Consider the following 25,180-nt stretch of genomic DNA (forward strand, 5'->3'; position numbering starts at 1 on the left):
GGTGACGTGGTTCACGCCTCGCCTCCCTTCTTCTTGCCCTTGCTCTTCAGCTGGTCGGCGCGGGCGGCGGCCGCCTCCTCGGAGAGCCGCATCACCACCCGGTCCGGCTGGCGCAGGTCGATGGCGAGCACGTCCTTCTCCAGGACGCGGAAGTCGCCTTCCAGCGAGACGAGGCGCTGCATCGCCGCTTCCGGTTTGACCTCCGGCAGGCGCACATCCATGCCGTTGTCGAGCTTGAGGTTCCAGCGGCGACCCGAGATCAGGGTCGCGGCGCGGATATGCTGGGCGAAGGGGCCGGCCTGGTTGCGCAGGGCGAGATATTCGCCGGCGCGGTTGTTGGCGTCCTTGCCGACGACCAGCGGCAGATAGGCGAAGCGGCCGTCATCCATCTTGTCGATCACCGTGCCGTCGGCCGCGATCACGAAAAGCTCCCCCTTGACCTGCCACAACGCGTAGGGCTCGCGCTCGGTCAGCGCGATCGAGACCTCGCCCGGATAGAGCTTGCGCACCGTCGCCTCGCGAATCAGCGGCGTCGCCTCGAGCTGCTTGCGGGCCTCGTCGGCGTCGAAGAACACGAGCGAGGTCTTGGAATCGATACCGGCCGCGACCAGCACCTCCTGCTCCGAGAGACCCGACAGGCCGGAGATGGTGACGCGGTCGATGCCGAAGCCGAGCACGCGGGCCAGCATGTGGCGCGGCTCGCCGTAATTGTCCTGCAGGGTCTGCCAGTGGCCGCCCGTGACGAATCCGGTGCCGAGGCTGAGCGTCAGGAAGCCCAGCGCGAGCCAGGTGCCGAGGCTCTGCGGCAACCGCTGCGACAGCGGGACGGCGATGGCGCTGCGGCGCGTGCGGCGCATCCAGCGGCCCTGCCGCTCGCCGACGAGCAGCTGCGGCCCGGCGTGCCGGACCGGCAGGCGTGCAGCCGGCACCATCGCCGGGCTACGTCGCTGTGCTGAAACGGGTTTCGCCGTCATCGCTTTCACCGATCGAGGGAGGCGTCCGCCACCATCCATTTGACGAGCTCACCGAAATTCAGACCCGCATGGGCAGCCAGTTCGGGCACCAGGCTGGTTTCGGTCATCCCGGGCTGCGTATTGACCTCCAACCAGACGAGCGTGTCGGTCTCGTCGTCGTAGCGGAAGTCAGATCGGCTGACGCCCCGGCATCCGATTGCTTGATGCGCCGTTAACGCACACTCTTCGATCTGCTGGTAAATTTTCGGTAAAATTTGAGCCGGGCAGATGTGGATCGAGCCGCCTTTCGCGTACTTCGCATCGTAGTCGTAGAACTCGCCCGTGGCGGCCTTGATCTCGGTCACGCCGAGCGCCCGCTCGCCCATCACGGCGCAGGTCAGTTCGCGTCCGGCGATGAAGGTTTCGGCCAGCAGCATCTCGCCGCAAGGCCAGTCCGGCCGGGCGATTTCCTGGGGCGGATGCTCCCGGCCCTTCTTGACGATCACGACGCCGACGGAAGAGCCCTCGTCGATCGGCTTGAGCACATAGGGCGGCGGCAGGACATGGGCCTTCGCCGCCGCGAAACGCGAAACGTTGACGCCGGCCGCGACCGGGACGCCGGCCGCCTGCACCACCGTCTTCGCCCGGTCCTTGCGGATCGCGAGCGCCGAGGCGAGCACGCCGGAATGGGTGTAGGGAATGCGCAGGATCTCGAGCACGCCCTGGATCGTGCCGTCCTCGCCGAAGCGCCCGTGCAGGGCGTTGAAGGCGACGTCCGGCTTCAGCTTGGCCAGGACCTCGGCGATGTCGCGCTGCACGTCGATGCGGGTGACGCGGAAGCCCTGCCCTTCCAGGGCTCGCGCGCAGGCCGCACCGCTGTTGAGGCTGACCTCCCGTTCAACGGACCATCCCCCCATCAGCACTGCGACGTGTTTGGTCATGCCGGCCCTCGTTCGACGCGATGGTCGTACCTCAGCCGGAGATGGTTAACAGCCCGTTAACCATAAGCCCGCGGTCGTTAACGACCTCGGGTTCAACCGATTTTGGCGAGCAGCCGTCGCAGTTGCGCACGCTCTTCCGGCGTCAGCGCGCTCACCAGACGCTCCTCGGTCGCAACATGCGAGGCGACGATTCGGTCCGCCAGCGCGAAGCCTCCCTCGGTCAGCACGATGCGCAATGCCCGGCGATCCTCCGGATCGGCCCGCCGCTCGATCAGCCCGCGTTTCTGCAGGCGGTCGAGCCGGTTCGTCATCGCCGAGGTCGAGATCATCATGTCCTGCGCGAGCTCGGAGGGGGACAAGGCCCGCCCCTTCCCCTGCCGTCGCAGGGTGAGCAGCACGTCGAAGCCGGCGAGATCGAGTTCATCGCCGGCGAGATTGGCGGCAACCCCGTCGCGAACCCGGTCGGCCGCGCGCCAGAGATCGCCGCAGACGGCCATGACGCTCGAATCGAGATCGGGCCGCTCGCGCCGCCACTGCGCCAGGATCGAATCCATCGGCCCACCCTGACCAGCCGGCACGCCTTGACTCATTTTCATGCTCCGCTTAATTATGCGACATCGAATAATTCGATATCAAAATATCTAATGTCGAATTATAATAACACTCGCTCCCGAGGGAGCAAGCCGCGTGGGACATCGCCATGGAATCGAGGACAGCCGCCTTCCCGATCGACCCGGTCTTCCTCGACCGCTGGTCCCCCCGCGCCTTCCGGCCCGAGCCCGTCGATCAGCGGACCCTGCTGACGATGCTCGAGGCCGCACGCTGGGCGCCCTCCGCCTATAACGAGCAGCCCTGGCGCTTTCTCTACGCCCTGCGGGACGACGCGCACTGGCCGGATTTCCTGGCTTCGCTCGACAGCTTCAACCAGGGCTGGGCGCACAATGCCGCGGCCCTCGTCTTCGTCCTGTCGGATGCCGGCGCCAATATCGCCGATGCGCAGGCCCAGCCATCCGCGCTGCGCAGCTTCGACACCGGCGCGGCCTGGTCCCAGCTCGCCCTGCAGGCGACCCGGCTGGGCTATCATGCCCACGCCATGGCCGGTCTCGACTACGCCGTCGCTCGCAAGAAACTCGCCGTGCCGGGCCGCTTCCGCATCGAGGTCGCCGTCGCGATCGGCCGCCGCGGCGCGCCCGATACCCTGCCGCCGGCCTTGCGCGAGCGCGAGCAGCCGAGCCAGCGCCGCCCGCTGGCGGAGACCGCCTTCGCCGGGCGCTTCCCCGCCTGATCGCCACCGCGTCGCCCGCTCCGGGAGCCTGCCATGCCGCTCGGCCTGAACCGAACCCTGCTGACCACGATCCTCGTGCCCTGCCTCTGGGGTTCGACCTACATCGTCTTCACCCAGACGCTGCCGGTGGATCATCCGCTTCTCGTCGGAGCGTTGAGAGCCCTGCCCGCCGGCCTGCTGCTGATGGCGCTCGGTCCCGGCCTGCCGCCGCGCGACAGGCTCTTGCCGCTGGCCGTGCTCGGTCTCGCCAATATCGGCGTGTTCTTCGCGCTGCTCTTTGTCAGCGCCGCGCGGCTGCCGGGCGGGCTCGCCGCCACGGTCGGCTCGACCCAGCCGCTGATCGTCGGTCTGCTGGCCTGGCCGCTGCTCGGCCGGCGCCCGGGCCGCGGGCAGATCATCGCCGCGCTCGCCGGCCTCGTCGGCGTCGCCCTGCTGGTGCTCGACCCGCATGCGAAGCTCGATGCAGTCGGCATCGCCGCCGGCCTCGCCAGCGCCGCCTCCATGGCGACCGGGACCGTGCTGATCGAACGCTGGGGCAGGATGGGTTCGCCGCTGGCGCTGGCGGCCTGGCAGCTGACGCTGGGCGGGCTCGTCCTGCTGCCGGTGGCGCTGCTGGTCGAAGGCCCGCCGCCGCTGCCGACCGCATTGAACGGGCTCGGGCTCGGCTATCTCGTTCTGATCGGCACCGCCCTCGCCTATTGGCTCTGGGTCAGGGGCATCACCGCGCTGGGTAGCAGCGTCGCGTTTCTTGGGCTGCTCAGCCCGACGGTCGCGACCATCCTCGGCGCCGTCCTGCTCGGCCAGTGGCTCGGCGGGATGCAGTTGCTGGGCATCGCGATCATCCTGGGTTCGACGATCGCGGGAATGCTGCTCTCCCGCCGCGCGGCTGGAGCGGCCGCGGCTACGCCGCGACCCCGAGCCGCTTGATCTCCCACTGCAGCTCGAAGCCGGAGTTCTCCTTGACCCGGCGGCGAACCTCCTCGCCGAGCCCTTCGACATCGGCGGCCGTCGCGCCGCCGGTGTTGATCAGGAAGTTGCAGTGCATCTCCGAGACCTGCGCCCCGCCGACGCGCAGGCCACGGCAGCCGGCGGCATCGATCAGCTTCCAGGCCTTGCCGCCCTCCGGGTTCTTGAAGGTCGAGCCACCGGTGCGCTCCTTGATCGGCTGGGCCGCCTCGCGCGCCTGCGTCACCCGGTCCATCTCGGCCTGGATCAGCGTCTGGTCGCCCGGCCTTCCCTGGAACAGGGCCGAGGTGAAGATGATGTCGCGGGTCGAGGCCGCGCTGTTGCGATAGGTGAAGCCCATCTGCGCATGGCTCAGCGTGACGATCTCGCCCTTGCGGGTGACGCCGCGCGCCTCGACCAGCACGTCGGTGGTCTCGCCGCCATGAGCGCCGGCATTCATGCGCAGCGCCCCGCCGATCGAGCCGGGAATGCCGCGATAGAAGGCGAGCCCTTCGAGCGAGGCATCGGCCGCCGCGCGCGCCACCTTGACGTCCGGCACCGCCGTGCCGGCCCGCAGCCGGTCGCCGGTCTCCAGCTTGATTTCGCCGAAGGCCTTGCCGCCGAGCCGGACGACGACGCCGGGAATGCCGCCATCGCGCACGATCAGATTCGAACCGAGACCGATCACCGTGACCGGGATCTCCTCGGGCAGCTTCGAGAGCAGATAGGCGAGGTCCTCGTCATCGGCCGGCGTGAACAGGATCTGCGCGGGGCCGCCGACGCGAAACCAGGTCAGGCCCGACAGGTCCTGATTGGCGAGAAGCCGCCCCCGCAGGTCGGGGGCCGAGGCGCGGATATCGGAGGAAAGGTCTTGGAAGGACATGGGGCTAACCGCACGAACCCTTCTCCCCTCGGGGGAGAAGGTGGCCCGGCGAAGCCGGGTCGGATGAGGGATGCCTGGCGAGACAGAGAGCGCTCGCGATCTCGCGCAGGACGAATTCGAGGTTTCCTAGCACGCGTTCATTGGGAAAGCGCAAGACCCGATAGCCTTCCCCCTTCAGGAAGGCCGTGCGGATCGCATCCCTGGTACGCGCTTCGAGGGTTTCGTGCGGCTCGCCATCGAGTTCGACGATGAGTTTCTGCTCGAAGCAGCAGAAATCCGCAACATAAGGGCCGATCGCCATCTGACGTTTGAACTTCAGGCCGGCGAAACGGCGGTTGCGAACAGCCTGCCAGAACAGAGCCTCAGCACGCGTCGGCTCGCCGCGCTGGTCGCGGGCGAGATCGCGGGTCCGAGATGAATTCCTCCGATGCAAGGCCGTGCCTTTCATCAAGCAGGCGCGATCCTTCTCCCCTCGGGGGAGAAGGTGGCTGCGAAGCAGACGGATGAGGGCATCTTCGCTGCGTCTCACCTCGTCTTCCCTCATCCGACCCGGCTTCGCCGGGCCACCTTCTCCCCCGAGGGGAGAAGGATTTCGTCCCTATCCCTTCAACGCCTTGAGCTCGCCCGGCAGCGCATAGGCCCATTGCGTGATGTTGCCGGCGCCGAGGCAGACGACGTAGTCGCCCGGTCCCGCCAGCTCCGCCACCATGCCGGCGAGCTTGTCGGAGCTCTCCAGCGGCAGCGCATGGCGATGGCCGCGTGCCTTGATCCCGGCGACCAGCGAATCGCGGTCGGCGCCGGGGATCGGCGCCTCGCCGGCGGCATAGGTATCGGCCACGATCACCGTGTCGGCATCGTTGAAGCAGGCGGCGAAATCGTCGAACAGGCTCGACAGGCGCGTGTAGCGATGCGGCTGCACCACCGCGATGACCTTGTTCTTGGTCGAGGCGCGGGCCGCCTTCAGCACGGCGGCGATCTCGACGGGGTGGTGGCCGTAATCGTCGAAGATCAGCGCGCCGTTCCACTCGCCGGTCCTGGTGAAGCGGCGCTTGACGCCGCCGAAGCCGGCGAGCGCCTCGCGGATAACAGGCACCGGGATGCCGAGATCATAGGCGACCGCGATCGCGGCGGTGGCGTTGAGCGCGTTGTGATGGCCCGGCATCGGCATGACGAGATCGCGGATCACCTCGTCGCGGCCAGTCTTGCGGTCGCGGATCAGCAGCGTGAACTGCGCCTGCCCGCCCGAGAGATCGATGTCGATCAGCCGGAAATCGGCCTGCGGGTTCTCGCCATAGGTGACGACGCGCCGGTCGGTGATCTGCCCGACCAGGCCCTGCACGGTGGGGTGGTCGATGCACATCACCGCGAAACCGTAGAAGGGCAGGTTCTCGACGAAGGTCCGGAACGCCGCCTTGATCGCGTCGAAGGTGCCGAAATGATCGAGATGCTCGGGGTCGATATTGGTGACGATCGCGACGTCGGCCGGCAGCTTCAGGAAGGTGCCGTCGGACTCGTCGGCCTCGACCACCATCCAGTCGCTCTCGCCCATGCGGGCATTGGTGCCATAGGCGTTGATGATGCCGCCATTGATCACCGTCGGATCGAGCCCGCCCTTCTCGAGCAGCGTCGCGACCAGCGAGGTCGTGGTCGTCTTGCCATGGGTGCCGGCGATGGCGACGCAGCTCTTCAGGCGCATCAGCTCGGCCAGCATCTCGGCCCGGCGCACCACCGGCAGGCGCTTCTCGCGGGCCGCGAGCAGCTCGGGATTGTCGCGCTTGATCGCGGTCGAGACCACGACGACCTCGGCCTCGCCGAGATTCTCGGCCTTGTGGCCGACGAAGGTGGTGATGCCCTTGTCGGCGAGGCGCTTGACGTTGGCGCCGTCGGAGGCGTCCGAGCCCTGCACCTTGTAGCCGAGATTGTGCAGCACCTCGGCGATGCCGGACATGCCGATGCCGCCGATGCCGACGAAATGGATGGAGCCGAGCTTCGGCGGCAGCTTCATGGTCCTGGAATCCTGTCAGTTCGAATGATTGGCCGTGGCGATCACGAGATCGGCCAGGCGGTCGGCAGCGTCGGGGATGCCGGCGGTCTTCGCGTTTGCGGCCATGGTCGTCAAGTGCTTCGGCTCGGCGATCAGCCGCGAGAGTTCGCTGGCGAGGCGCCGCGGCGTGAACTCGGGCTGGAGGATGCGGATCGCGCCCCCTGCCCCCTCCAGGAAGGCCGCATTGGCCGCCTGGTCCTGGTCGAGCGAGCCCGGCAGCGGCACCAATATGGCCGGCCGGCCGATCACCGTGAGCTCCGCGACGGTCGAGGCGCCGGAGCGCGCGACGACGAGATGCGCCGCCGCCATCTGCGCCGGCAGATCCTTGAAGAAGGGCGCGATCATCGCCCTGACGCCGAGCTTCTCGTAGATGCCGCGGACGCGCTCGTCATCCTCGGCCCGCGCCTGCTGGACGATGGTCAGCCGGGTGCGTTCGGCCTCGTCGAGCAGTTGCACCGCCGGCGGCACGATGTCGGCCATGATGCGCGCGCCCTGGCTGCCGCCGAAGACGAGGATCTGGATCTTGCCCTCGCCCGGCTCTTCGTACTCCCTGCCCGCGGCCTCGACCACGGCCGGGCGCACCGGGTTGCCTACATGGCGGCATTTGGCCTGCTGGGCCGGCGACAGGCCGCCGACCTGGGCGAAGCCGGTCGCGATCACGTCGGCGCGGCCGGCGAGGAAGCGGTTGGCCCGGCCGATCACGGCGTTCTGCTCGTGGATCAGCGTGCGCACGCCGGCGAGCGAGGCGCCGAGCACCGGCGGCACGGTCGGGTAGCCGCCGAAGCCGACGACCACGGCGGGCTTCACCTGGCCGATGATCCGCCGTGCGGCCAGCGTGCCGCGCGCGATGTTGAAGAGCGCCTTCGCCTTCTGCAGCGGCGAACGGCCGGACGGCGTCGCCGCCGGCACGGCATGCATCGCCTCGGCCGGGAAGCTGCCGGCGAACTCGGCCGCCCGCGTGTCGGTCATCAGCACGACGCGCATGCCCCGGGCGCGGAGAGCGTGGCTCAGCGCCTCGGCCGGGAAGAGATGGCCGCCGGTGCCCCCGGCCGCCAGCATGATGAGCTTGCCCGTCGCCACGGCTTCAGCGCCCGTAGCTGCCGAAATCGGCGGAGCGTGGCCGCCGCCGCGTCAGCGCCAGCAGGAAGCCGGTGCCGACGGCCAGCGAGAGCAGCGAGGAGCCGCCATAGGAGATGAAGGGCAGCGTCATGCCCTTGGCCGGCATCATGTGCAGGTTGACCATCATGTTGATCGCCGCCTGGATGCCGAAGAGCAACGCGAGACCGGTCACCGCGAGGCGGATGAACGGGTCCTCGGCCTTCTGCGCCACGAAGAGCGAGCGCAGCACGATCACCGCGAAGAGCGTGACCAGCAGCATGCAGACGACCACGCCGAACTCCTCCGCCGTGACGGCGAAGATGAAGTCGGTATGGGCGTCGGGCAGGATGCGCTTCACCGTGCCCTCGCCCGGGCCCTTTCCGAGCCAGCCGCCCTGGGCGAAGCTCTCCAGTGCCGTGTCGATCTGGAAGGTGTCGCCCGAGCCCTTGTCCATGAAGCGCTCGATGCGGGCGCGGACGTGGGGCACCAGCTCATAGGCCACCAGGATGCCGACCGCGCCGGCCCCACCGAGGCCGATCACCCAGAACCAGTGCAGGCCCGCGACGAAGAACAGGCCGCACCAGACCAGGCTGACCAGCATGGTCTGGCCGAAATCCGGCTGCAGGACCAGCGGCACGATCGTGATCGGCAAGAGCAGCAGCGCGAGCAGCGTGCCCGGCAGGTCCGGCCGGCGCGTGCCCTCGGCGAAGGCCCAGGCGGCGAGCACGACGAAGGCGGGCTTGAGGAATTCCGAGGGCTGCACCGAGCCCAGCGGGCCGAGCGTCAGCCAGCGCTTGGCGCCTTTCACCTCGACGCCGAAATAGAGCGTCGCCACCACCATGGCGAGCGAGACGACATAGAGGAGCAGCGCCGCGCGCCGCACCTGCCGGGGCGTCATCAGCGAGGCCCCGAGGAAGATCACCATCGCAACCGCGAGATAGGCCGCCTGGCGGTTGACGAAATGGAAGGTCGAGAGGCCGAGCCGCTCGGCCACCGGCGGCCCGCCCGCCATCAGCAGCACCACGCCCGAGACCATCAGGGCGACGAGCGCGGTGAGGATCAGGCGGTCGATCGACCACCACCAGCGGCCGCTGAGAGAAGGTTCCGCGCGCGAGACCATGACGGCATCCCATCGACAAATTCTGCGCGGCCGAAACCGCGCCTTGCGTGACGAATCACTCTGTCAATGAATGGTTAACCGATTGATTCCGATGCGGCGGATAGCGCCTGGCATCCCCAGGCGGTCCGGCCGGCGAAGGCGCCTCCGGCTCAGCTCCGCAGCGTCAGCAGATTGGCGTCGCGCGCCAGCCGCCAGGCTCCGTCGGCCTCCTTGCGCAGCAGCGTGAGCGTGTAGCCTGCCCGCCGAACGGGCGCGCTTCCGGTCGGCCTGGCGGTGATGTCGATCCGGTTGCGGATGAAGGCCCAGTCGCCGAGGACCTGCAGCTCGACGATCTCGCTTTTGCCCTCGATTTCCGTATCGCCCATCGCCTTCATCGCGGCAGCGAAGGTCTCCTTCCCGAAGGGCTCCTGCCCCGGCGTCATGAAGACCACGTCGTCGCTCATCAGGCCGAGCACGGTCGCGAGATCGCCCGCGCGGCTCGCCGCCATCCAGCTCGCCACCACCTGGCGGATCGCCTTCTCGTCGTCGGTCATGTCCGCTGTCCCGCTTCCCGGCAGCCACGGCCAAGGTAAGGCAGGTCGGCATCCTGATCCAGACCGGCCGATACCCGGCCGCTCCGGCCTCCCGCCGCAATTCGGTCATCCGGCCCGTCATCGATCGCAGGACGGCACAGCGCCGGTGCTGCTGATTCGAGATCGGGGAGGATGACGTGCGGACGATCCGGCGCTGTGTTGCCTTCGGCCTGCTTCTGCTCGCCGCCCTGCTCTATCTCGGCAACACCGACTTGCTGGCGCCGGCGCGCAGCGGCGCCCCCGTGCTGCTCGCCCATCGCGGCATCGCCCAGCAGTTCGACACGGCCGGCCTCACCCGCGACAGCTGCACGGCGACGCGGATGCTGCCGCCGACCCATGGCTATCTCGAGAACACCATCGACTCGATGCAGGCGAGCTTCGCGGCCGGCGCCGACATCGTCGAGCTCGACGTCCATCCCACCACCGACGGCCAGTTCGCGGTCTTCCACGACTGGACGCTCGACTGCCGCACCGATGGCCGCGGCGTCACCCGCGAGCATGCGATGGCCGATCTCAGGCGGCTCGACCTCGGCTACGGCTACACCGCCGATGGCGGCAGGACCTTCCCCTTCCGCGGCAAGGGCGTCGGGCTCATGCCCTCGCTCGACGAAGTGCTCCAGCGTTTTCCGGAACGGACCTTCCTCATCAACGTGAAGAGCAACGATCCTGCGGAGGGCGCGAAGCTCGCCGCCGTGCTCAACCGGCTGACGCCGGAACGCCGCGGGCGGCTTCTGGTCTATGGCGGCGACAATCCCGTCGCGGCGCTGCGCGCGCAGGCGCCAGACATCAAGGCGATGTCCCGCGCTTCCCTGAAGAGCTGCCTGCTGCGCTACCTCGGCACCGGCTGGACGGGCACCGCGCCGGAAGCCTGCCGCGCCATGGTGGTCTTCGTGCCGATCAATGTCGCGCCCTGGCTCTGGGGCTGGCCCAATCGCTTCCTCGCCCGCATGGAGGCCGTCGGCAGCCCCGTCTTCGTGATCGGCGCCTATCATGGCGGCGACCACTCGACCGGGATCGACAGCCGTGAGGATGTCGCACGCCTGCCCGCCGGCTATGCGGGCGGCGTATTCACCAACGAGATCGAGGCCGTCGCATCCTGGCTGAAGCCGGGCAGGCCGGCGGCGCCGTGAGGCAGCCGATCGTCAGCCCTTCGCGGCGAAGGGCACGAAACCCGGCAGCGCCGCGACCAGCTTGCGGAAGGCGTCGCCCCTGACCTCGAAATTGGGGAACTGGTCGAAGGAGGCGCAGGCCGGCGAGAGCAGCACGGCGATCTCGCCCTCGCCCGGCCGCGCCAGCGCGTCGCGCGTCGCATCCGCCACCGCCTTGTCGAGCGTGACGCTGCGCTCATAGGCGACGCGCCCGTCATCGTCGAAGGTCGCAGCGAAAAGGTCGCTCGCCGCGCCGATCAGATAGGCCCTGGCGATGTTCGGGAAGTAGCGGCGCAGGGATTCGATGCCGCCCTCCTTGGCCTTGCCGCCCAGGATCCAGAAGATGTCGTGGAAGGAGGTCAGCGCCTTCTCGGTCGAATCGGCATTGGTCGCCTTGGAATCGTTGATGAAGACGACCCGGCCGATCCGGCCGAGCTCCTCCATGCGATGCGCCAGGCCCGGATAGGTCTTGAAGCCCGCCGCGATCTCCTCGGCGCTCAGGCCCAGCGCCGAGCACGCCGCGAACGCAGCTGCCGCATTCTGCGCATTATGCGAACCGCGCAGCGAGCCGATGCCGGCGAGGTTGGCGACGACGCGCGGCCTGCCATCCTTCACTTCGACGATGCGGGTGTCGAGCCGGCCCTGATTGGCGGTGACGCCGGCGAAGACGCCCTCGTCGAGCGGCTGCTCGCCGCTGATCTTCACCAGCGGGCGGCCGCCGGCGGCGCGGCGCCGCGCCATCTGCTTCGAGGCCTCGTCATCGACGCCGACCACGGCGATCTCGGCAGCGGCGACCAGCCGCTCCTTGATGGCGGCATAGTTCTCCAGCGAGCCATGCCGGTCGAGATGGTCCGGTGTCAGGTTCATCTGGATGCCGACGGTGGGCTCGAGCGTCGGTGCGAGGTCGATCTGGTAGCTCGAGCACTCGATAACGTGGATGCGGTTCGCGGCCGGCGGCTCCAGCGCCAGCACGGCGGTGCCGATATTGCCGCCCATCTGCACGTCGCGCCCGGCCTGGCCCAGCACATGCGCGATCAGCGCCGTCGTCGTCGACTTGCCGTTGGTGCCGGTGATGCAGACGACAGGCGAGCCCGGCGCGATCTTCGCCCGCTCGCGGAAGAACAATTCGACATCGCCGATGATCGCGACGCCGGCGGCCTTGGCCTTGCCGACGGTCCAGTGCGGTTCGGGATGCGTCAGCGGCACGCCGGGCGAGAGCACGAAGGCGGCGAAGCCCGACCAGTCGGCCGCGTTGAGGTCGACGACGGCGATGCCTTCCGCCGCCGCCTTGTCGCGGCTGCCCTGGCTGTCGTCCCAGGCGGCGACATCCGCCCCGCCCGCCTTGAGCGCGCGCGCCGTCGCGAGCCCCGAGCCGCCGAGGCCAAACAGGGCGACCTTGCGCCCGGCGAAAACGGTGACGGGCGTCATGCGTGCACTCTCAGCGCAGCTTCAGCGTCGCGAGGCCGACCAGCGCCAGCACCACGGAGATGATCCAGAAGCGGATCACAACCTGCGGCTCGGTCCAGCCCAGCTTCTCGAAATGGTGGTGGATCGGCGCCATCAGGAAGACGCGCTTGCCGGTGCGCTTGAACACGAAGACCTGGATGATCACCGAAAGCGCCTCGACGACGAAGAGGCCGCCGACGATGGCGAGCACGATCTCGTGCTTGGTCGCGACCGCGACGGTGCCGAGCAGACCGCCCAAGCCAAGCGAGCCGGTGTCGCCCATGAAGATCTGGGCCGGCGGCGCGTTGAACCAGAGGAAGCCGAGGCCGGCGCCGATCACCGCGCCGCAGACGACCGCGAGCTCACCCGCTCCCGGGATATGGTGGATCTGCAGGTAGTTGGCGAAGATCGCGTTGCCGACGAGATAGGAGATGAAGCCGAAGGTGCCGGCCGCGATCATCACCGGCACGATGGCGAGCCCGTCGAGCCCGTCGGTCAGGTTGACGGCATTGCCGGAGCCGACCACGACGAAGGCAGTCACCAGCGGGAACAGGATGCCCAGCGGGATGATCGCTTCCTTGAGGAACGGCATCGCGAAGCCCGACGAGATCGCCGGCGGCTGCGTCTGCATCACGAAGTAGCAGGCGATCAGCGCGACCACGACCTCGATCGCGATGCGCGCCTTGCCCGAGAAGCCCTTGTGGGACTGCTTGGTCACCTTGAGGTAGTCGTCATAGAAGCCGATCGCGCCATAGGCCGCGGTCACGCCCAGCACGATCCAGACGTAAGGGTTGCGCAGATTGCCCCAGAGCAGCACCGCCGCGAACAGCCCGGACATGATCATCAGCCCGCCCATGGTCGGCGTACCGCGCTTGGCGAGATGCGACTCGGGGCCGTCGGTGCGGATCGGCTGGCCCTTGCCCTGCTTGATCCGGAGCCAGGAGATCGCCGCCGGCCCGAAGAAGAAGACGAAGAGCAGCGCCGTCGCTGTCGCGCCCCCGGCCCGGAAGGTGATGTAGCGGAAGACGTTCAGGACCGGGAAGGTGCCTGACAGTTCGGCGAGCCAGACGAGCATTGCTTGGGCGATCTCTTTGAGCGATCTCTTGCGACGAATTCTTGCAGCGAATTCTTGCGGGGTCAGTCTTCGGCAGGCACGGCAGGAAAGCGCGCGAGGATCGCCTTGACGATCGGCCCCATGCGCGAGCCGAGCGACCCCTTGACCGTGATGACATCGCCGGCGCGGATCGCATCGAGCACGAGCGGCTCCAGTTCGCCCGCCCCGGGGGCATAAGCTCCCCGCATGGGCGAAGGCAAGCTTTCATGCAGCCCTTTCATCAGCGGGCCACAGGTGAAGACCTTGTCGATCCGGTTGGCGACGAGCGGTTCGGCCAGGGCCCGGTGCAGCTCCGGGCCGGTCGGGCCGAGCTCGCGCATGTCGCCGAGCACGGCGATGCGGCGCCCCCGCCCCTCGACCGGCAGGCGGCCGAGATTCTCGATCGCGGCACGCATCGAGGCGGGGTTGCCGTTGTAGCTCTCGTCGAGCAGCGTGATCCGGCCTCCCGGCGCCTGCAGGATCTGCCGCGCGCCGCGCCCTGCCGGCGGCTTGAGGTCGCCGAGCGCCAGCGCCGCGAGCGCGAGGTCGGCGCCGAGCGCATGGACGACGGCCAGCACGCCGAGCGAGTTCAGCACGATATGCTTGCCCGGGCTGCCGAGGCGATAGGTGACGGGCTCGCCGAAGACCCGGGCCTCCACCGTCGACATGTCGGGCTTGAGCGCGCAGGAGACGAGTTTCACGTCGGCATCCGGGCTTTCGCCGAAGGTGATGATCCGGCCGGCCGGGCCGGATCTGGCGATGTCGCGCAGCAATTCGGATTGCGGGATATCGGCGTTGACGATCGCCGTGCCGCCCTTCTCCAGCTCCCAGAAGACGCCGGCCTTCTCCTCGGCGATCCCCTCCACCGAGGCGAAGGCCGCCAGGTGCACCGGCTGGACCGTGGTGATGATCGAGACCTGCGGGCGCACCATCCGCGCCAGCGGCACGATCTCGCCCGGGCTGTTCATGCCGATCTCGTAGACGCCATAGGCGATGTCGCTGGGAGTCCGACACAAAGTGAGCGGCACGCCCCAATGGTTGTTGTAGGAGGCGACGGGGGCATGGGTCTTGCCCTGCCGCGACAGCACGAGGCGCAGCGCCTCCTTGGTGCCGGTCTTGCCGACCGAACCGGTGACCGCGATGACCCGCCCCTTGAGCGCGGCGCGGCGCGTCGTGCCGGCCCGCTCCATCGCCTTCAGCACGTCCGGCACGATGGCGAGCGCACCGGCGCCCTCGAATTCGGCCGCATGCACCTCGTCGATCACCGCCAGCGCCGCGCCCTTCTCCAGCGCGCCCTTGACGAATTCGTGCCCGTCGCGCGCCTCGCCCTGGATGGCGAAGAAGACGTCGCCCGGCTCCAGCGTGCGGGTGTCGATCGAGGCGCCGGTGACGGCGGGCGGCACGGCTCCTTCCGGCCGCGCGCCGAGCGCCGCGATCAGCTTGTCTCCGGTCCAGAGCGGGGCGCTCATCCTGCGATCTCCGATAGCGCTTTCCGGACCACGTCGTGATCGGAGAAGGGCAGCGTCCGGTCGCCCACGATCTGGCCGGTTTCATGGCCTTTTCCGGCGACGACCAGCAAATCCCCAGGCGTCAGCATGCACACCGCGCTCCGGATCGCCTCCTCGCGGTCGCCGATCTCCAGCAGCTTCGGCGAAGCGGCCATGATCTCGGCCCGGACCGTGGCCGGGTCCTCGCTGCGCGGGTTGTCGTCGGTGACGATGGCGATGTCGGCCTTCGCGGCCGCGATCGCGCCCATCAGCGGGCGCTTGCCCTTGTCGCGGTCGCCGCCGCAGCCGAAGACGCAGATCAGCCGGCCGGTCGCATAGGGGCGCAGCGTCGCCAGCACCGCGGCCAGCGCGTCCGGCTTGTGGGCATAGTCGACCACGACGAGCCCGCCATTGGCCTCGCCGATGCGCTCGAGCCGCCCGGCCACGCCCTTCAGCCCGGAGATCGCCTCCAGCGCCGCGGCCTTGTCCGCGCCGGTCGCGATGGCGAGGCCGGCGGCGACGAGCGCGTTGCCGGCCATGAAATCGCCGACCAGCGGCAGCGCGACGGAAAGCTTCCGCCCGTCGAAGCCGACCGTCAGGCGCTGCGAGAAGCCGTCCCGCTCATTGCCGAGCAGCGTCAGCGTCTCGCCCTTGCGGCCGATGCCGATGATCGGATGGCCGGCAGCGGCCGCAGCCTGCGCCGCCTCCTCGGCAAAGGGCTCGTCGCGATTGATCACGACCGGCGCGCCGCCCGGCAGCAGCTCCCAGAGCCGGAGCTTGGCGGCGAGATAGTCCTCGACGCTCGGATGGTAGTCGAGATGATCGCGCCCGAGATTGAGGAAAGCGCCGGCCTTCAGCCTGACGCCGTCGAGGCGGCGCTGGTCGAGCCCGTGCGAGGAGGCCTCCATGGCGAGATGCGTGACGCCAGCGCCCGCCAGCGCATCGAGCGAGGCGTGCAGCGAGAGCGGATCGGGCGTCGTCAGCGAGCCGTAATCGGCGCCGTTCTTCGTCACGACGCCGATCGTGCCGAGGCTCGCCGCCTCATGGCCGAGCGCCTGGAAGATCTGGCGGGTGAAATCCGCCACCGAGGATTTGCCGCTCGTCCCCGTCACCGCCACGATGGTCCCGGGCTGGCGCGGATGGACCTTCGCGGCGGCCAGCGCCAGCGCGAGGCGCGGATCGTCGACCTGGGCGAAAGCGACGCCGGCCGGCAGCTCCGCAGGGCGCGCGCCCCCGGACACCACCGCGACCGCGCCATGCCCCACGGCGTCCATGATGAAGCGAGCCCCGTCGGCCTTCGCCCCTGCGAGCGCGACGAAGACGTCGTCCCCCGTGATCTTGCGGCTGTCGAAGGCGACGCCATGCACCTGCTGGCTGGCGGCGTCGTCATCGAAAATCTCGGGGAAGAGGTCTCCGAGGCTGTATCCCGAACTCGTCATCGTCACCTTGCCTCGATCGCGGCGGGCGTCGCCGTCAGCGGGAGCCCCAGGCGCCGAGCCGGGCCATCAGCGGGAACGGCGACGGCGGCGGCTCGAAGCGGGGCGCAAGCCCGAGGATAGGCGCCGCGCGCTCGATCAGCTTGCCCGTCGTGACGCCGGCATTCCAGGCCGCGGTCGAATAGCCGCCGCTCTCGGCATAGCCCTTAGGCTCGTCGTAGATCGCGAGGAAGAGATATTTCGGCTTGTCCGAGGGCGCGATCGCCGTGAAGGTCGTGAAGTTCTTGTTCTTGGCATAGCGGCCGTTGATGACCTTTTCGGCCGTGCCGGTCTTGCCGCCGACGAAATAGCCCTCGACATTGGCCTTGCGGGCCGAGCCGCGCTCGCCGTTGAGCCGCATGATGTAGCGCATCGCCTCGGAGGTCTCCGGCTTGATCACGCGCGTCGCCACCTTGCGCGCATCCTCCTCGGTGCGCTTCAGGAAGGTCGGCTTCATCAGGTAGCCGCCATTGACCAGCGCGGCGACGGCGTTGAGCGCCTGCAGCGGCGCGACGGCGAGGCCGTGGCCGAAGGCGATGGTCGCGGTGTTGATCTCGCCCCAGCGCTGCGGAACGATCGGGGACGCGCTTTCCGGCAGCTCCGTGGTCATCCGGTCGAGCTGCCACATCTTCTTCAGGAAGGCCTTGTGGCCCTCGACGCCGACGGCGAGCGCCATCTTGATCGAGCCCATATTGGACGAGTGCAGGAAGACCTCCGGCACGGTCAGCGTGCGGCCGGTGCCGTGATATTCCTTGATGACCTGGCGGCCGAACCGCATCATGCCGCCGGCGGTCGAGAAGCTCGAATTGATGTTGACCTTGCCCGAGTCGAGCGCCATCGCGATGGTCAGCGCCTTGAAGGTCGAGCCCATCTCGTAGACGCCGACATTCATCCGGTTGATCCGGTCCTTCTCCAGAGCATCGACCGGGTTGTTCGGATCGAAATCCGGCAGCGAGGCGAGCGCGATCACCTCGCCGGTGTTCACGTCCATGATCGCACCGGCCGCAGCGATGGCCTTGAAGCGCTCCATGCCCTTGAAGAGCTCGTCGCGCAGCAGATGCTGGACGCGCAGGTCGATCGAGAGCTGCACGGGCTTGAGGTCGGTGGCCTCGGTCGCGAGGCCGGCGCCGTTGAGGTCCTGCAGCCCCTGCGAGTCGATGTATTTCTCGATGCCGGCGATGCCGACATTGTCGACGTTCGCAAAGCCGAGCACATGCGCCGCCGCCGTGCCGTTGGGATAGACGCGCTTGTTTTCCGGCACGAAGCCGACGCCGGGGATGCCGAGCCGGTGCACCTCGGCCTGCTGCCGCGGCGTGATCTCGCGCTTGACCCAGACGAAGCCCTTCTTGGTGCCGAGCTTGTCGCGCAAATCCTTGGCGTCGAGGTCCGGCAGCACGGCCGTCAGCAGCTCCGTCGCCTCGTCCTTGTCGAGGATCTTGCGCGGCTCGGCGAAGACCGAGACCGTGCGGATATCGGTCGCCATCACCTCGCCGTTGCGGTCGACGATGTCGGGCCGCGCGGCGGAAATGGCGTTCGAGGTCGCACGGCGCAGGCCGACCTGCTCGTTCGGCAGCGCCGCCAGCATGACCAGCCGGCCGGTGATGGCGACGAACAGCGCCGAGAAGCAGAGGATGACCAGGCCGACGCGCGGCTGGCTCTTCTCCCCGCTCATGCGGAAGACATCGCGCAGCCAGGCCAGCCGCCCGGGCTTCGCCATGGCCTCGGCGGCCTCGTCCTGCTGGTCCTGCGGGGCTTCGTTGTGCGTCGGCTCGGTCATTGCATCGGTCCCGGCGTCGTCGCGCCCGTCTTGCGGTCCTTCGGCGTCTCGGTCGGCACGCCGAGGCCGAGATCGGCCAGCTTGCGGCCGATGGTGTCGACCTTCGGGCCGCGGTTGGGGATGTCGGAGGGCTTCACCACCTGCGTCGCCACGAAGGCCTGCAGGTCGAGATGGCGCTCGGCCAGCGCCTGGATCCGGTCCGGCCGGTTCAGGAACTGCCATTCGGCCTTGAGCACCTGGATCGCGTCGCGCTCGCGCTGGGTCTTGGCCTTGAGCTTCTGGAGATGCTCGGCCGCCAGCGTCGTCTCGTACTTGATCGAATAGGCGTAGACCGCCGAGGAGACCAGCGCGCCGATGGCGATGACATGCAGGAGCTTGATCACGCTCAGGATCTCCGGCGCGGCTGCGGGGCGGGTACGGTCGAGAGCGCGACGAGGCCGGCCTCGGCCCGCCTAGCCGGCGCGGCATTGCGCTCGGCGGCACGCAGCTTGGCCGAACGCGCCCGCGGATTGGCCCGCATCTCGGCCTCCGACGGCGCCACCGCGCCCTTGCCGACCGGGCGGAAGGTCGGCTCGGCCGCGGCGATGGCCGGCGCATGACGCGAGCCCGTCGGGACGCGGCCCGAGCGCTCGGTGAAGAACTGCTTGACGATGCGGTCCTCGAGCGAATGGAAGGTGACGACGACGAGCCGCCCGCCGGGCTTCAGCACCGTCTCGGCCGCATGCAGCGCGCGCACCAGCTCGCCGAGCTCGTCATTGACCGCGATGCGCAGTGCCTGGAAGACGCGGGTGGCCGGATGCGCCCCGCCCGGCTCGCCCCGCACGATCCCGGCGACGAGGTCCGCGAGCTGCTTGGTGGTGGTCAGCGGCGCCTTGCGGCGGGCCTCGATCACGGCGCGGGCGACGGCGCGGGAGCGGCGCTCCTCGCCATAATGGTAGAAGATGTTGGCGAGGAGCCCTTCCTCGGCCTCGTTGACGATGTCGGCGGCACTCTGGCCATCGCCGCTCATCCGCATGTCGAGCGGCCCGTCGAAGCGGAACGAAAAGCCACGCTCGGCCTGGTCGATCTGCATCGACGAGACGCCGATATCGAGCACGACGCCGTCGAGCGGCGCCATCCGGAAGCGCTCGGCCTCTTCGGCGAGCTCGCCGAACCGGGCCTGCGACAGCGTCAGCCGCCCGCCCATCGCGGCGACGAGATCGGCCCCGCCGGCGATCGCGCTCGGATCGCGGTCGAGCCCGAGCAGCGTCGCCCCCGGCGCCGCGTCCAGGATCGCGCGGGCATAGCCGCCCGCCCCGAAGGTGCCGTCGAGATAGCGTCCGCCGGCCTGCGGCGCGAGCGCCGCCAGCACCTCGGGCAGAAGCACGGGCACGTGACGCGCCGGTCCGTCGACGGCCCCGCCGGAACGGTCGCCATGGTCCGTCATGCGCCCGCCCCTCCCGTTGCCGCCCCCAATCCGCCAAGCGCGCGCTTCACGTCGCGCAGCCGTGTCCGCGCCGCATCGAGATGGGCACGAAAACGCTCCGGTTCCCAGATCTGGAATTTGTGCCCATGCCCGACGAAGGTCACGCTGTCGCCGATGCCGGCATGCACCTTCAGCGCCTCGCTCAGCACCATGCGCCCCTCCGGATCGACCTTCAGCACCTCCGAGGTGCCGTTGAGCGCCGTCGAGAGCAGCTCCCACTCGTCCGAAAATGGCGAGAAGCGCGCCAGGATGTCGTCGATCGTGGCCCTGAGCGCGTTGCCGCCGGCATCCAGCGCCGGCAGGTCGAGGGCCTGATGGACGTAGAGCCCCTCGTAGCCGTCCTTCGCCAGGACGGAACGGAAGCTCGAAGGAATGGAAACGCGCCCCTTGGCGTCGAGCCGGTTGGTGAAGTTCGAGACGAAGCGGTCCGTCAACGCCGCCTCCCGGCCTGCTCTTCATCGCATCGCCGCGCCCGCGGGCAGGCGGCGGAAAGACCCCCCGTCGAAGCGGGCAAGACGTGCCCTCGAGCCAAATTCCGCGCGGCACACGGAGCTTGACCTGAAGATTGCCTGCCGGCTTCGACGGGATGATTTGGGATAGCATGGGCAATGATGGGCGTCAATGGAATCGCAAGCACGAAGCAGCGCCCGCGGGGGCTTGCGATCATCACAGACCGTTAAGGTTAAGTATCCGTAAACCATGCGGAATCCGGCTTGCTTCGGAGGGGAACAACCGCCGCGAGCGCCGGAAAGCGGCCGAATAAAAATTTCGCACGGACTATGCGCGCTGCGTCGAGGCCCACCCCAAGCGTCCCGGACGGACGATGCCGAGACCTCAGAGTCCCCGGGCCTCCCGGGGAAAACACCGGCCTCCCGCGAAAGCGGCGTCGGCCGCGCCCATCCGACCGGGATGGCGGCGCCTCGCGAAGGATGAAGCGGCCTTTATCGACCTGCCCGGAGACCGCGCCTCACGCCGCCCGGGAACGACGCCCTGCCCTACGCGTCCCGCGAGGCCGCCAGCAGCGCGTCGCGCACGCGGGCAAGCTGCTCGCGCAGCTGCTCCGCCCCCTGGGCCGTCGGCCCCAGCGCGCAGCCGATCGCGGCCTGCACGCCCCGCCCCTCGGCGCGCATCGCCTCGCCCTTTTCGGTCAGGCGGATGCGGAGCTGCCGCTCATCCTGCGCATCGCGCTCGCGGCGGATGAGGCCGGTACCCTCCAGCCGCTTCAGCAGCGGCGTCAGCGTGCCGGAATCCAGCATCAACCGCTCGCCGAGCGCCTTCACCGTCGGGCCGTCATCCTCCCACAATCCGAGCATGACGAGATATTGCGGATAGGTCAGGCCGAGCGCCGCCAGGATCGGACGATAGGCCCGGTTGAAGGCATGGCTCGCCTGATAGACCGCAAAACAGAGCTGCTGCCCCAGCCGCGGCGTTCCGTCATCGGCCCTGTCGCTGTTCGCCATCGCACCCTCGCCGGCCCCTCGGCCTCCACGCAAACCCGAAAGCGGCGCGGCAATCAACCGCCGCGATCGCCAAATTTAATTGTTGACAATCTAATTGCGCACAATCTAAATCACAAGCGTCAGCTCACCCACACAGGAGCCTCCCATGAAAATCCTCTACACCGCCCATGGTTCCGCCACCGGCGGCCGCGAGGGCCAGGCCGCGACCGATACCGGCAACGTCAAGCTCGTGCTGAACACGCCGAAGGAACTCGGCGGCGGCGGCGGCGACGGCACCAATCCCGAGCAGCTCTTCTCGATGGGCTATTCCGCCTGCTTCCTCGGCGCGCTGAAATTCGTCGCCAGCAAGGAGAAGGTGAAGATCCCGGACGATGCGAAGGTTTCGGCCGAGGTCGGCATCGGCCCGCGTGACGACGGCCAGGGCTTCGGCATCGCCGCCAAGCTGACCGTCTCGGTGCCGGGCGTCGACAAGGCCGTGGTCGAGGACCTCGTGAAGAAGGCCCATGTCGTCTGCCCCTACTCGCATGCGACGAAGGGCAATATCGAAGTCCAGACGACGGTGGCCTGAGGGCGCAAATTCCGGCCCGATGAGACGAGCCCCGAGACCGATCGGGAATTCGCTCCGGCGAGGCAGCCGGCGCGGCATTCGAGAACCGGAGCGCAGCGGACATCGGTCCGTGAGCACCGGAAGCGCAGAAAGCCGCATCGGGTGCCCGCCGGAGTAGAATTCACGACGGTCGAGGTGCCAGTCGGCCTGTAAGCCGGGTTCTGGATGGCCGGAGGATCGCTCCCCCGACGTGACGGCCATTCCTCTGGGACGCGCATCGCTGCGCGCCTCGAGCAACCAACCCGGACGACGGGGCTCAGAAACCAGCCCCTCCCCGCTTGCGCGGAAAGCGTCGTCCCTATTCGGTTTTGCTCCCGGTGGGGCTTGCCATGCCGTCCCCGTTGCCGGGTCCGCGGTGCGCTCTTACCGCACCTTTTCACCCTTACCTCGCGAAAGAGAGCCGAAGCTCCCGGCGCGAGGCGGTTCGATCTCTGTGGCGCTTTCCCTGGGGTCACCCCCGCCGGACGTTATCCGGCACCGTGTTTCCGTGGAGCCCGGACTTTCCTCCCTCGCGAGCGAGAGCGGCCGTCCGGCCGACTGGCGAGGGGGAGATGCGCGCTGGCGCGGCCGGCGTCAAGCCTGTGCCGCGTTGTCGCCTCAGTTGCTGGCCGTGATCGTGCGCACCTTGGCGCAATAGGTGCGGTTGGCGCCGCTCATCCGGGTCGCCATGTGGCCGCTCTGATATTTCATGATGGTCCGGCAGGTGTCGCCGCCGGCGAGCCTGTAGGCCTGGGCGAGATACTTCATCGCGTAGCGCGCATTGGTCTCCGCATCGAGCAGGCCGGCGGCGCTGCCCGAATAGCCCATGCCGCGTGCGGTCTGATGGCGGATCTGCATCAGGCCGAGATTGCCGGCATGCGCGGCGCGCGGATTGTAGCGGCTTTCGACGCGCACCACCGCATCGGCCAGCGAGAACGGCACGCCATTGGCCGCGGCATGGCGGGCGACGATCGCCTTGATGCCCTCGGCGCCGGCGGGCGCGGCGAGCGCACGGCTCGCCCGGGGCTCGACCGTCGCGGCGACTTCGGCCGTCGCGGCCTCCGCCTTGGCGGTCCGGGCATTCCTGACGGCCGCCTTGGCGCTCGCCTTCGTGCCGACCTTGCCGGCGTCGGCGTCACTGGTCGCGCCGGCGGCCTTCAGGCGGGCGATCTCGGCGTCACGAACGAGCAAGGCTCTGGGGTCCGTTTCCGCGTTGACGAAGTCCTCCGCCGAAGCGACGCCGGAGAGGCTAATCAGGCACGCAGCCACGAGACAACCAGAGATATATCGCATGTTGAAAGGAACCCATACTGCGCCATGACTGGCCGATGGGGGCGCTCAATTGATAGTCGAATGTGTCGATAATCTGTCGTCACGACAAGAAAAACGCACGAATCAATACGTAAACAGGAATTTATTCTATATTTAACTGTGAAGTATTGTCATGTATTCGTCCGGCAGAAAAACTTTGCCGGCCGGCGGGCGAAAAGCACGAATCAAACAGCCGCTCGCCCTGCCGCAATTCGGCCTGATTCGCGGCTTGTCCGCATTTTTCGGCGCGTCAGGCCGCCGCAGCTCGCCCCCTTGCATCGGCGGCGACGCTTCCCACATCATTCGCCCTTCGGATTCTCTAGGGTTACTCGGTTCATGGCTTCCTCCTTCTGGGGTGCGCTCGGCGGCGGCGGGCTAGGGCTCGTTCTCGGCGGCCCCCTCGGCGCCCTGGTCGGCGCAGTTGCGGGCCATGTGCTGGTCGATCGCGAGGGCGCTCCGTTCGGCCCGGCGCCGCGCGAGCTCGTCTTCACCACGGGCCTGGTGGCGCTTGCCGCCAAGATGGCGCGCTCCGACGGCGTCGTGACCTGCGACGAAGTCACCGCCTTCCGCCGCATCATCGAGGTCCCGCCCGAGCAGCAGCAGCGCATCGAGCAGCTCTTCGACCTCGCCAAGCAGACCAGCGCCGGCTTCGAGGCCTATGCCGCGCAGATCGCGGGCGCCTTCAAGGACGAGCCGGCCCTGCTGGAGGACGTTCTCGACGGCCTCTTCCTGATCGCCGCGGCCGATGGCGCGATCCACGAGGCGGAGCACGCCTATCTGCGCTCGGTCGCCGGCATCTTCGGCATCGCCGACAGGGATTTCTCCCGGATCGAGGCTCGCCATGCCCGCCGCCCGGACGATCCCTATCTCGTCCTCGGCGCCAGCCGCGAGATGGACGATGCCGAGCTGCGTCGGCACTATCGCCGCCTGGTCGCCGAGACCCATCCCGATCGCGAGATCGCGCGCGGCCTGCCCGAGGAGGCGATCGCCATCGCGACGCGGCGCCTCTCGGCCATCAACGCCGCCTGGGACGCGATCCGCAAGGAGCGCGGCATGAGCCGCAGCCTCACGCCCGAACCCGCCTGAGCACGGGCTTCTCACAAGATGCGCCGCTCATCCCGGACAAGCCGCGAGGCGGCGCCGATCCGGGATCCATTCCCGAACCTCTCTCGGAGGCGCTCCGGAACCGATCCCGGATCTCCCTTCGGTCGCCCCGGATGACGCCGCGTTTCCATCCCCATCGCACAATGCGCTAAAGCCATCGCATGACCGACACAGCCACCCCCGACAGCCGCTTCGCCGCCAAGGTCTTCCCCTCGCCGAACCACGGCGAACGCAAGCATGCGGATGGGACAGCCGGCCGCCGGCCGGACATGCTGATCCTGCACTACACCGGCATGCCGGTCGCGGGCGAAGCGTTGCAATGGCTGTGCAATCCGGTCTCGCAGGTTTCCTCGCATTACTTCGTCTTCGAGAACGGCCATACGCTGCAGCTCGTGCCTGAGGGGCGGCGCGCCTGGCATGCCGGCGCTTCGCACTGGGCCGGCGAGACCGACATCAATTCCTGCTCGATCGGCATCGAGATCGCCAATCCCGGCCATCCCGGCGGCCTGCCCGATTTTCCGGAAGAACAGATCGCCGCGACGCTGAACCTCTGCCGCGACATCTGCCAGCGCTGGTCGATTCACCCTGAGCGCGTCCTCGCCCATTCCGATATCGCGCCCGGCCGCAAGATCGATCCGGGCGAGAAATTCCCCTGGCGTCGTTTCGCCGAGGGCGGCGTCGGCCTCTGGACCGAGCCGGCGCCGATCCGGGGCGGGCGCTTCTTCGCCCGCGGCGAGGCCGGCCAGCCTGTCGAGGCGCTGCAGGCGATGTTCGCCATGCTCGGCTACGGCGTCTCGGTCGACGGCGTCTTCGACGAGAAGCTCGAAGCGGTCGTCGCCGCCTTCCAGCGCCATTGGCGCCCGGAGAAGGTCGACGGGGTCGCCGATTCCTCGACGATCACGACCCTGCGCGACCTGCTGGCGGCAACGCAGGAAAGCCGCACCGCGTGACCGGAGCCCCGTCATTGCGAGCGCAGCGAAGCAATCC

The 25,180-nt window shown here is 68.7% G+C and carries 25 protein-coding genes and 1 other RNA gene; 6 read left to right on the plus strand and 20 right to left on the minus strand.

Annotated features, from left to right (window positions below; genetic code table 11):
* Positions 1–11: 11 nt before the first annotated feature.
* The 3 genes from B5Y19_RS01300 to B5Y19_RS01310 all read right to left on the minus strand — a co-directional run bounded on the left by B5Y19_RS01300 (position 12) and on the right by B5Y19_RS01310 (position 2,484).
* Positions 12–974, minus strand: a complete 963-nt coding sequence (locus B5Y19_RS01300; RefSeq protein WP_244555444.1) for a cell division protein FtsQ/DivIB — start codon at positions 972–974, stop codon at positions 12–14.
* Between the two features lie 5 nt (positions 975–979).
* Positions 980–1,894 carry a D-alanine--D-alanine ligase gene (locus tag B5Y19_RS01305; protein ID WP_055728866.1) on the minus strand — a complete coding sequence of 305 codons (915 nt, stop codon included), beginning with the start codon at positions 1,892–1,894 and terminating at the stop codon, positions 980–982.
* A gap of 92 nt (positions 1,895–1,986) precedes the next feature.
* A complete protein-coding gene (locus tag B5Y19_RS01310) occupies positions 1,987–2,484 on the minus strand; it encodes a MarR family winged helix-turn-helix transcriptional regulator (RefSeq protein WP_055728865.1) in 498 nt (165 codons plus the stop codon).
* Positions 2,485–2,594: 110 nt separating this feature from the next.
* On the opposite strand from B5Y19_RS01310, the gene B5Y19_RS01315 reads away from it, so the two are divergent.
* Entirely contained in the window at positions 2,595–3,179 is a 585-nt protein-coding gene (locus B5Y19_RS01315) for a nitroreductase family protein (protein ID WP_055728864.1), read from the plus strand.
* Between the two features lie 33 nt (positions 3,180–3,212).
* Complete coding sequence (locus B5Y19_RS01320) at positions 3,213–4,106, plus strand: EamA family transporter (RefSeq protein ID WP_055728863.1); 894 nt, start codon at positions 3,213–3,215, stop codon at positions 4,104–4,106.
* Here B5Y19_RS01320 and murB read toward each other — a convergent pair.
* The 6 genes from murB to B5Y19_RS01350 all read right to left on the minus strand — a co-directional run bounded on the left by murB (position 4,081) and on the right by B5Y19_RS01350 (position 9,802).
* Complete coding sequence (murB, locus tag B5Y19_RS01325; RefSeq protein ID WP_055728862.1) at positions 4,081–5,007, minus strand: UDP-N-acetylmuramate dehydrogenase; 927 nt, start codon at positions 5,005–5,007, stop codon at positions 4,081–4,083. The genes B5Y19_RS01320 and murB overlap by 26 nt on opposite strands.
* A gap of 4 nt (positions 5,008–5,011) precedes the next feature.
* Positions 5,012–5,455: an endonuclease domain-containing protein gene (locus B5Y19_RS01330; RefSeq protein WP_079591011.1), complete on the minus strand. Its 444-nt coding sequence runs from the start codon at positions 5,453–5,455 to the stop codon at positions 5,012–5,014.
* A 150-nt stretch (positions 5,456–5,605) separates the two neighbouring features.
* Positions 5,606–7,012: a UDP-N-acetylmuramate--L-alanine ligase gene (murC, locus tag B5Y19_RS01335; protein WP_055728861.1), complete on the minus strand. Its 1,407-nt coding sequence runs from the start codon at positions 7,010–7,012 to the stop codon at positions 5,606–5,608.
* A gap of 15 nt (positions 7,013–7,027) precedes the next feature.
* The gene (gene murG / locus B5Y19_RS01340) at positions 7,028–8,110 is read right to left on the minus strand and encodes an undecaprenyldiphospho-muramoylpentapeptide beta-N-acetylglucosaminyltransferase (protein ID WP_055728989.1); all 1,083 of its coding nucleotides are present in this window, start codon (positions 8,108–8,110) and stop codon (positions 7,028–7,030) included.
* Between the two features lie 25 nt (positions 8,111–8,135).
* Positions 8,136–9,269 (minus strand): FtsW/RodA/SpoVE family cell cycle protein, encoded by a 1,134-nt coding sequence (locus B5Y19_RS01345; protein ID WP_055728860.1) that lies wholly within the window; start codon positions 9,267–9,269, stop codon positions 8,136–8,138.
* A gap of 149 nt (positions 9,270–9,418) precedes the next feature.
* Positions 9,419–9,802, minus strand: coding sequence for a YybH family protein (locus B5Y19_RS01350; RefSeq protein WP_055728859.1), 384 nt, complete (start codon positions 9,800–9,802; stop codon positions 9,419–9,421).
* Positions 9,803–9,978: 176 nt separating this feature from the next.
* On the opposite strand from B5Y19_RS01350, the gene B5Y19_RS01355 reads away from it, so the two are divergent.
* A complete protein-coding gene (locus tag B5Y19_RS01355; RefSeq protein WP_139384221.1) occupies positions 9,979–10,971 on the plus strand; it encodes a glycerophosphodiester phosphodiesterase family protein in 993 nt (330 codons plus the stop codon).
* Between the two features lie 12 nt (positions 10,972–10,983).
* Here B5Y19_RS01355 and murD read toward each other — a convergent pair whose 3' ends face one another.
* The 9 genes from murD to B5Y19_RS01400 all read right to left on the minus strand — a co-directional run bounded on the left by murD (position 10,984) and on the right by B5Y19_RS01400 (position 21,192).
* A complete protein-coding gene (gene murD / locus B5Y19_RS01360) occupies positions 10,984–12,417 on the minus strand; it encodes a UDP-N-acetylmuramoyl-L-alanine--D-glutamate ligase (protein WP_055728858.1) in 1,434 nt (477 codons plus the stop codon).
* A 10-nt stretch (positions 12,418–12,427) separates the two neighbouring features.
* Positions 12,428–13,510: a phospho-N-acetylmuramoyl-pentapeptide-transferase gene (gene mraY / locus B5Y19_RS01365; RefSeq protein WP_055728857.1), complete on the minus strand. Its 1,083-nt coding sequence runs from the start codon at positions 13,508–13,510 to the stop codon at positions 12,428–12,430.
* Between the two features lie 62 nt (positions 13,511–13,572).
* Positions 13,573–14,997: a UDP-N-acetylmuramoylalanyl-D-glutamyl-2,6-diaminopimelate--D-alanyl-D-alanine ligase gene (locus B5Y19_RS01370; protein WP_055728856.1), complete on the minus strand. Its 1,425-nt coding sequence runs from the start codon at positions 14,995–14,997 to the stop codon at positions 13,573–13,575.
* Positions 14,994–16,454, minus strand: a complete 1,461-nt coding sequence (locus B5Y19_RS01375) for a UDP-N-acetylmuramoyl-L-alanyl-D-glutamate--2,6-diaminopimelate ligase (RefSeq protein WP_055728855.1) — start codon at positions 16,452–16,454, stop codon at positions 14,994–14,996. Before B5Y19_RS01375 ends, B5Y19_RS01370 begins: the two co-directional genes overlap by 4 nt.
* A gap of 34 nt (positions 16,455–16,488) precedes the next feature.
* On the minus strand, positions 16,489–18,267 hold the full coding sequence (locus B5Y19_RS01380) for a peptidoglycan D,D-transpeptidase FtsI family protein (protein ID WP_079591012.1): 1,779 nt from the start codon (positions 18,265–18,267) through the stop codon (positions 16,489–16,491).
* On the minus strand, positions 18,264–18,650 hold the full coding sequence (gene ftsL, locus B5Y19_RS01385; protein ID WP_055728853.1) for a cell division protein FtsL: 387 nt from the start codon (positions 18,648–18,650) through the stop codon (positions 18,264–18,266). The genes B5Y19_RS01380 and ftsL overlap by 4 nt, the downstream gene beginning before the upstream one ends.
* Positions 18,651–18,652: 2 nt before the next feature.
* Positions 18,653–19,693 carry a 16S rRNA (cytosine(1402)-N(4))-methyltransferase RsmH gene (gene rsmH / locus B5Y19_RS01390; RefSeq protein ID WP_055728852.1) on the minus strand — a complete coding sequence of 347 codons (1,041 nt, stop codon included), beginning with the start codon at positions 19,691–19,693 and terminating at the stop codon, positions 18,653–18,655.
* A complete protein-coding gene (locus B5Y19_RS01395) occupies positions 19,690–20,166 on the minus strand; it encodes a division/cell wall cluster transcriptional repressor MraZ (RefSeq protein WP_055728851.1) in 477 nt (158 codons plus the stop codon). Before B5Y19_RS01395 ends, rsmH begins: the two co-directional genes overlap by 4 nt.
* A 561-nt stretch (positions 20,167–20,727) precedes the next feature.
* Positions 20,728–21,192 (minus strand): MarR family winged helix-turn-helix transcriptional regulator, encoded by a 465-nt coding sequence (locus B5Y19_RS01400; RefSeq protein WP_055728850.1) that lies wholly within the window; start codon positions 21,190–21,192, stop codon positions 20,728–20,730.
* 145 nt (positions 21,193–21,337) lie between these two features.
* Between B5Y19_RS01400 and B5Y19_RS01405 the strand changes: the two genes are divergently transcribed.
* Positions 21,338–21,760 (plus strand): organic hydroperoxide resistance protein, encoded by a 423-nt coding sequence (locus B5Y19_RS01405; RefSeq protein WP_055728849.1) that lies wholly within the window; start codon positions 21,338–21,340, stop codon positions 21,758–21,760.
* 173 nt (positions 21,761–21,933) lie between these two features.
* On the opposite strand, the gene rnpB is transcribed toward B5Y19_RS01405, so the two are convergent.
* Positions 21,934–22,340, minus strand: an RNA gene (gene rnpB, locus B5Y19_RS01410) — RNase P RNA component class A.
* A gap of 56 nt (positions 22,341–22,396) precedes the next feature.
* Entirely contained in the window at positions 22,397–22,969 is a 573-nt protein-coding gene (locus B5Y19_RS26305; RefSeq protein ID WP_055728848.1) for a transglycosylase SLT domain-containing protein, read from the minus strand.
* 456 nt (positions 22,970–23,425) lie between these two features.
* Here B5Y19_RS26305 and B5Y19_RS01420 point away from each other — a divergent pair, with 456 nt between their 5' ends.
* Positions 23,426–24,175, plus strand: coding sequence for a TerB family tellurite resistance protein (locus B5Y19_RS01420; RefSeq protein ID WP_055728847.1), 750 nt, complete (start codon positions 23,426–23,428; stop codon positions 24,173–24,175).
* 179 nt (positions 24,176–24,354) lie between these two features.
* Complete coding sequence (locus tag B5Y19_RS01425) at positions 24,355–25,143, plus strand: N-acetylmuramoyl-L-alanine amidase (protein ID WP_055728846.1); 789 nt, start codon at positions 24,355–24,357, stop codon at positions 25,141–25,143.
* Positions 25,144–25,180: the final 37 nt, after the last annotated feature.

This window comes from Allobosea thiooxidans (assembly GCF_900168195.1).
In the GTDB taxonomy this organism is placed as follows: Bacteria; Pseudomonadota; Alphaproteobacteria; order Rhizobiales; family Beijerinckiaceae; genus Allobosea; species Allobosea thiooxidans.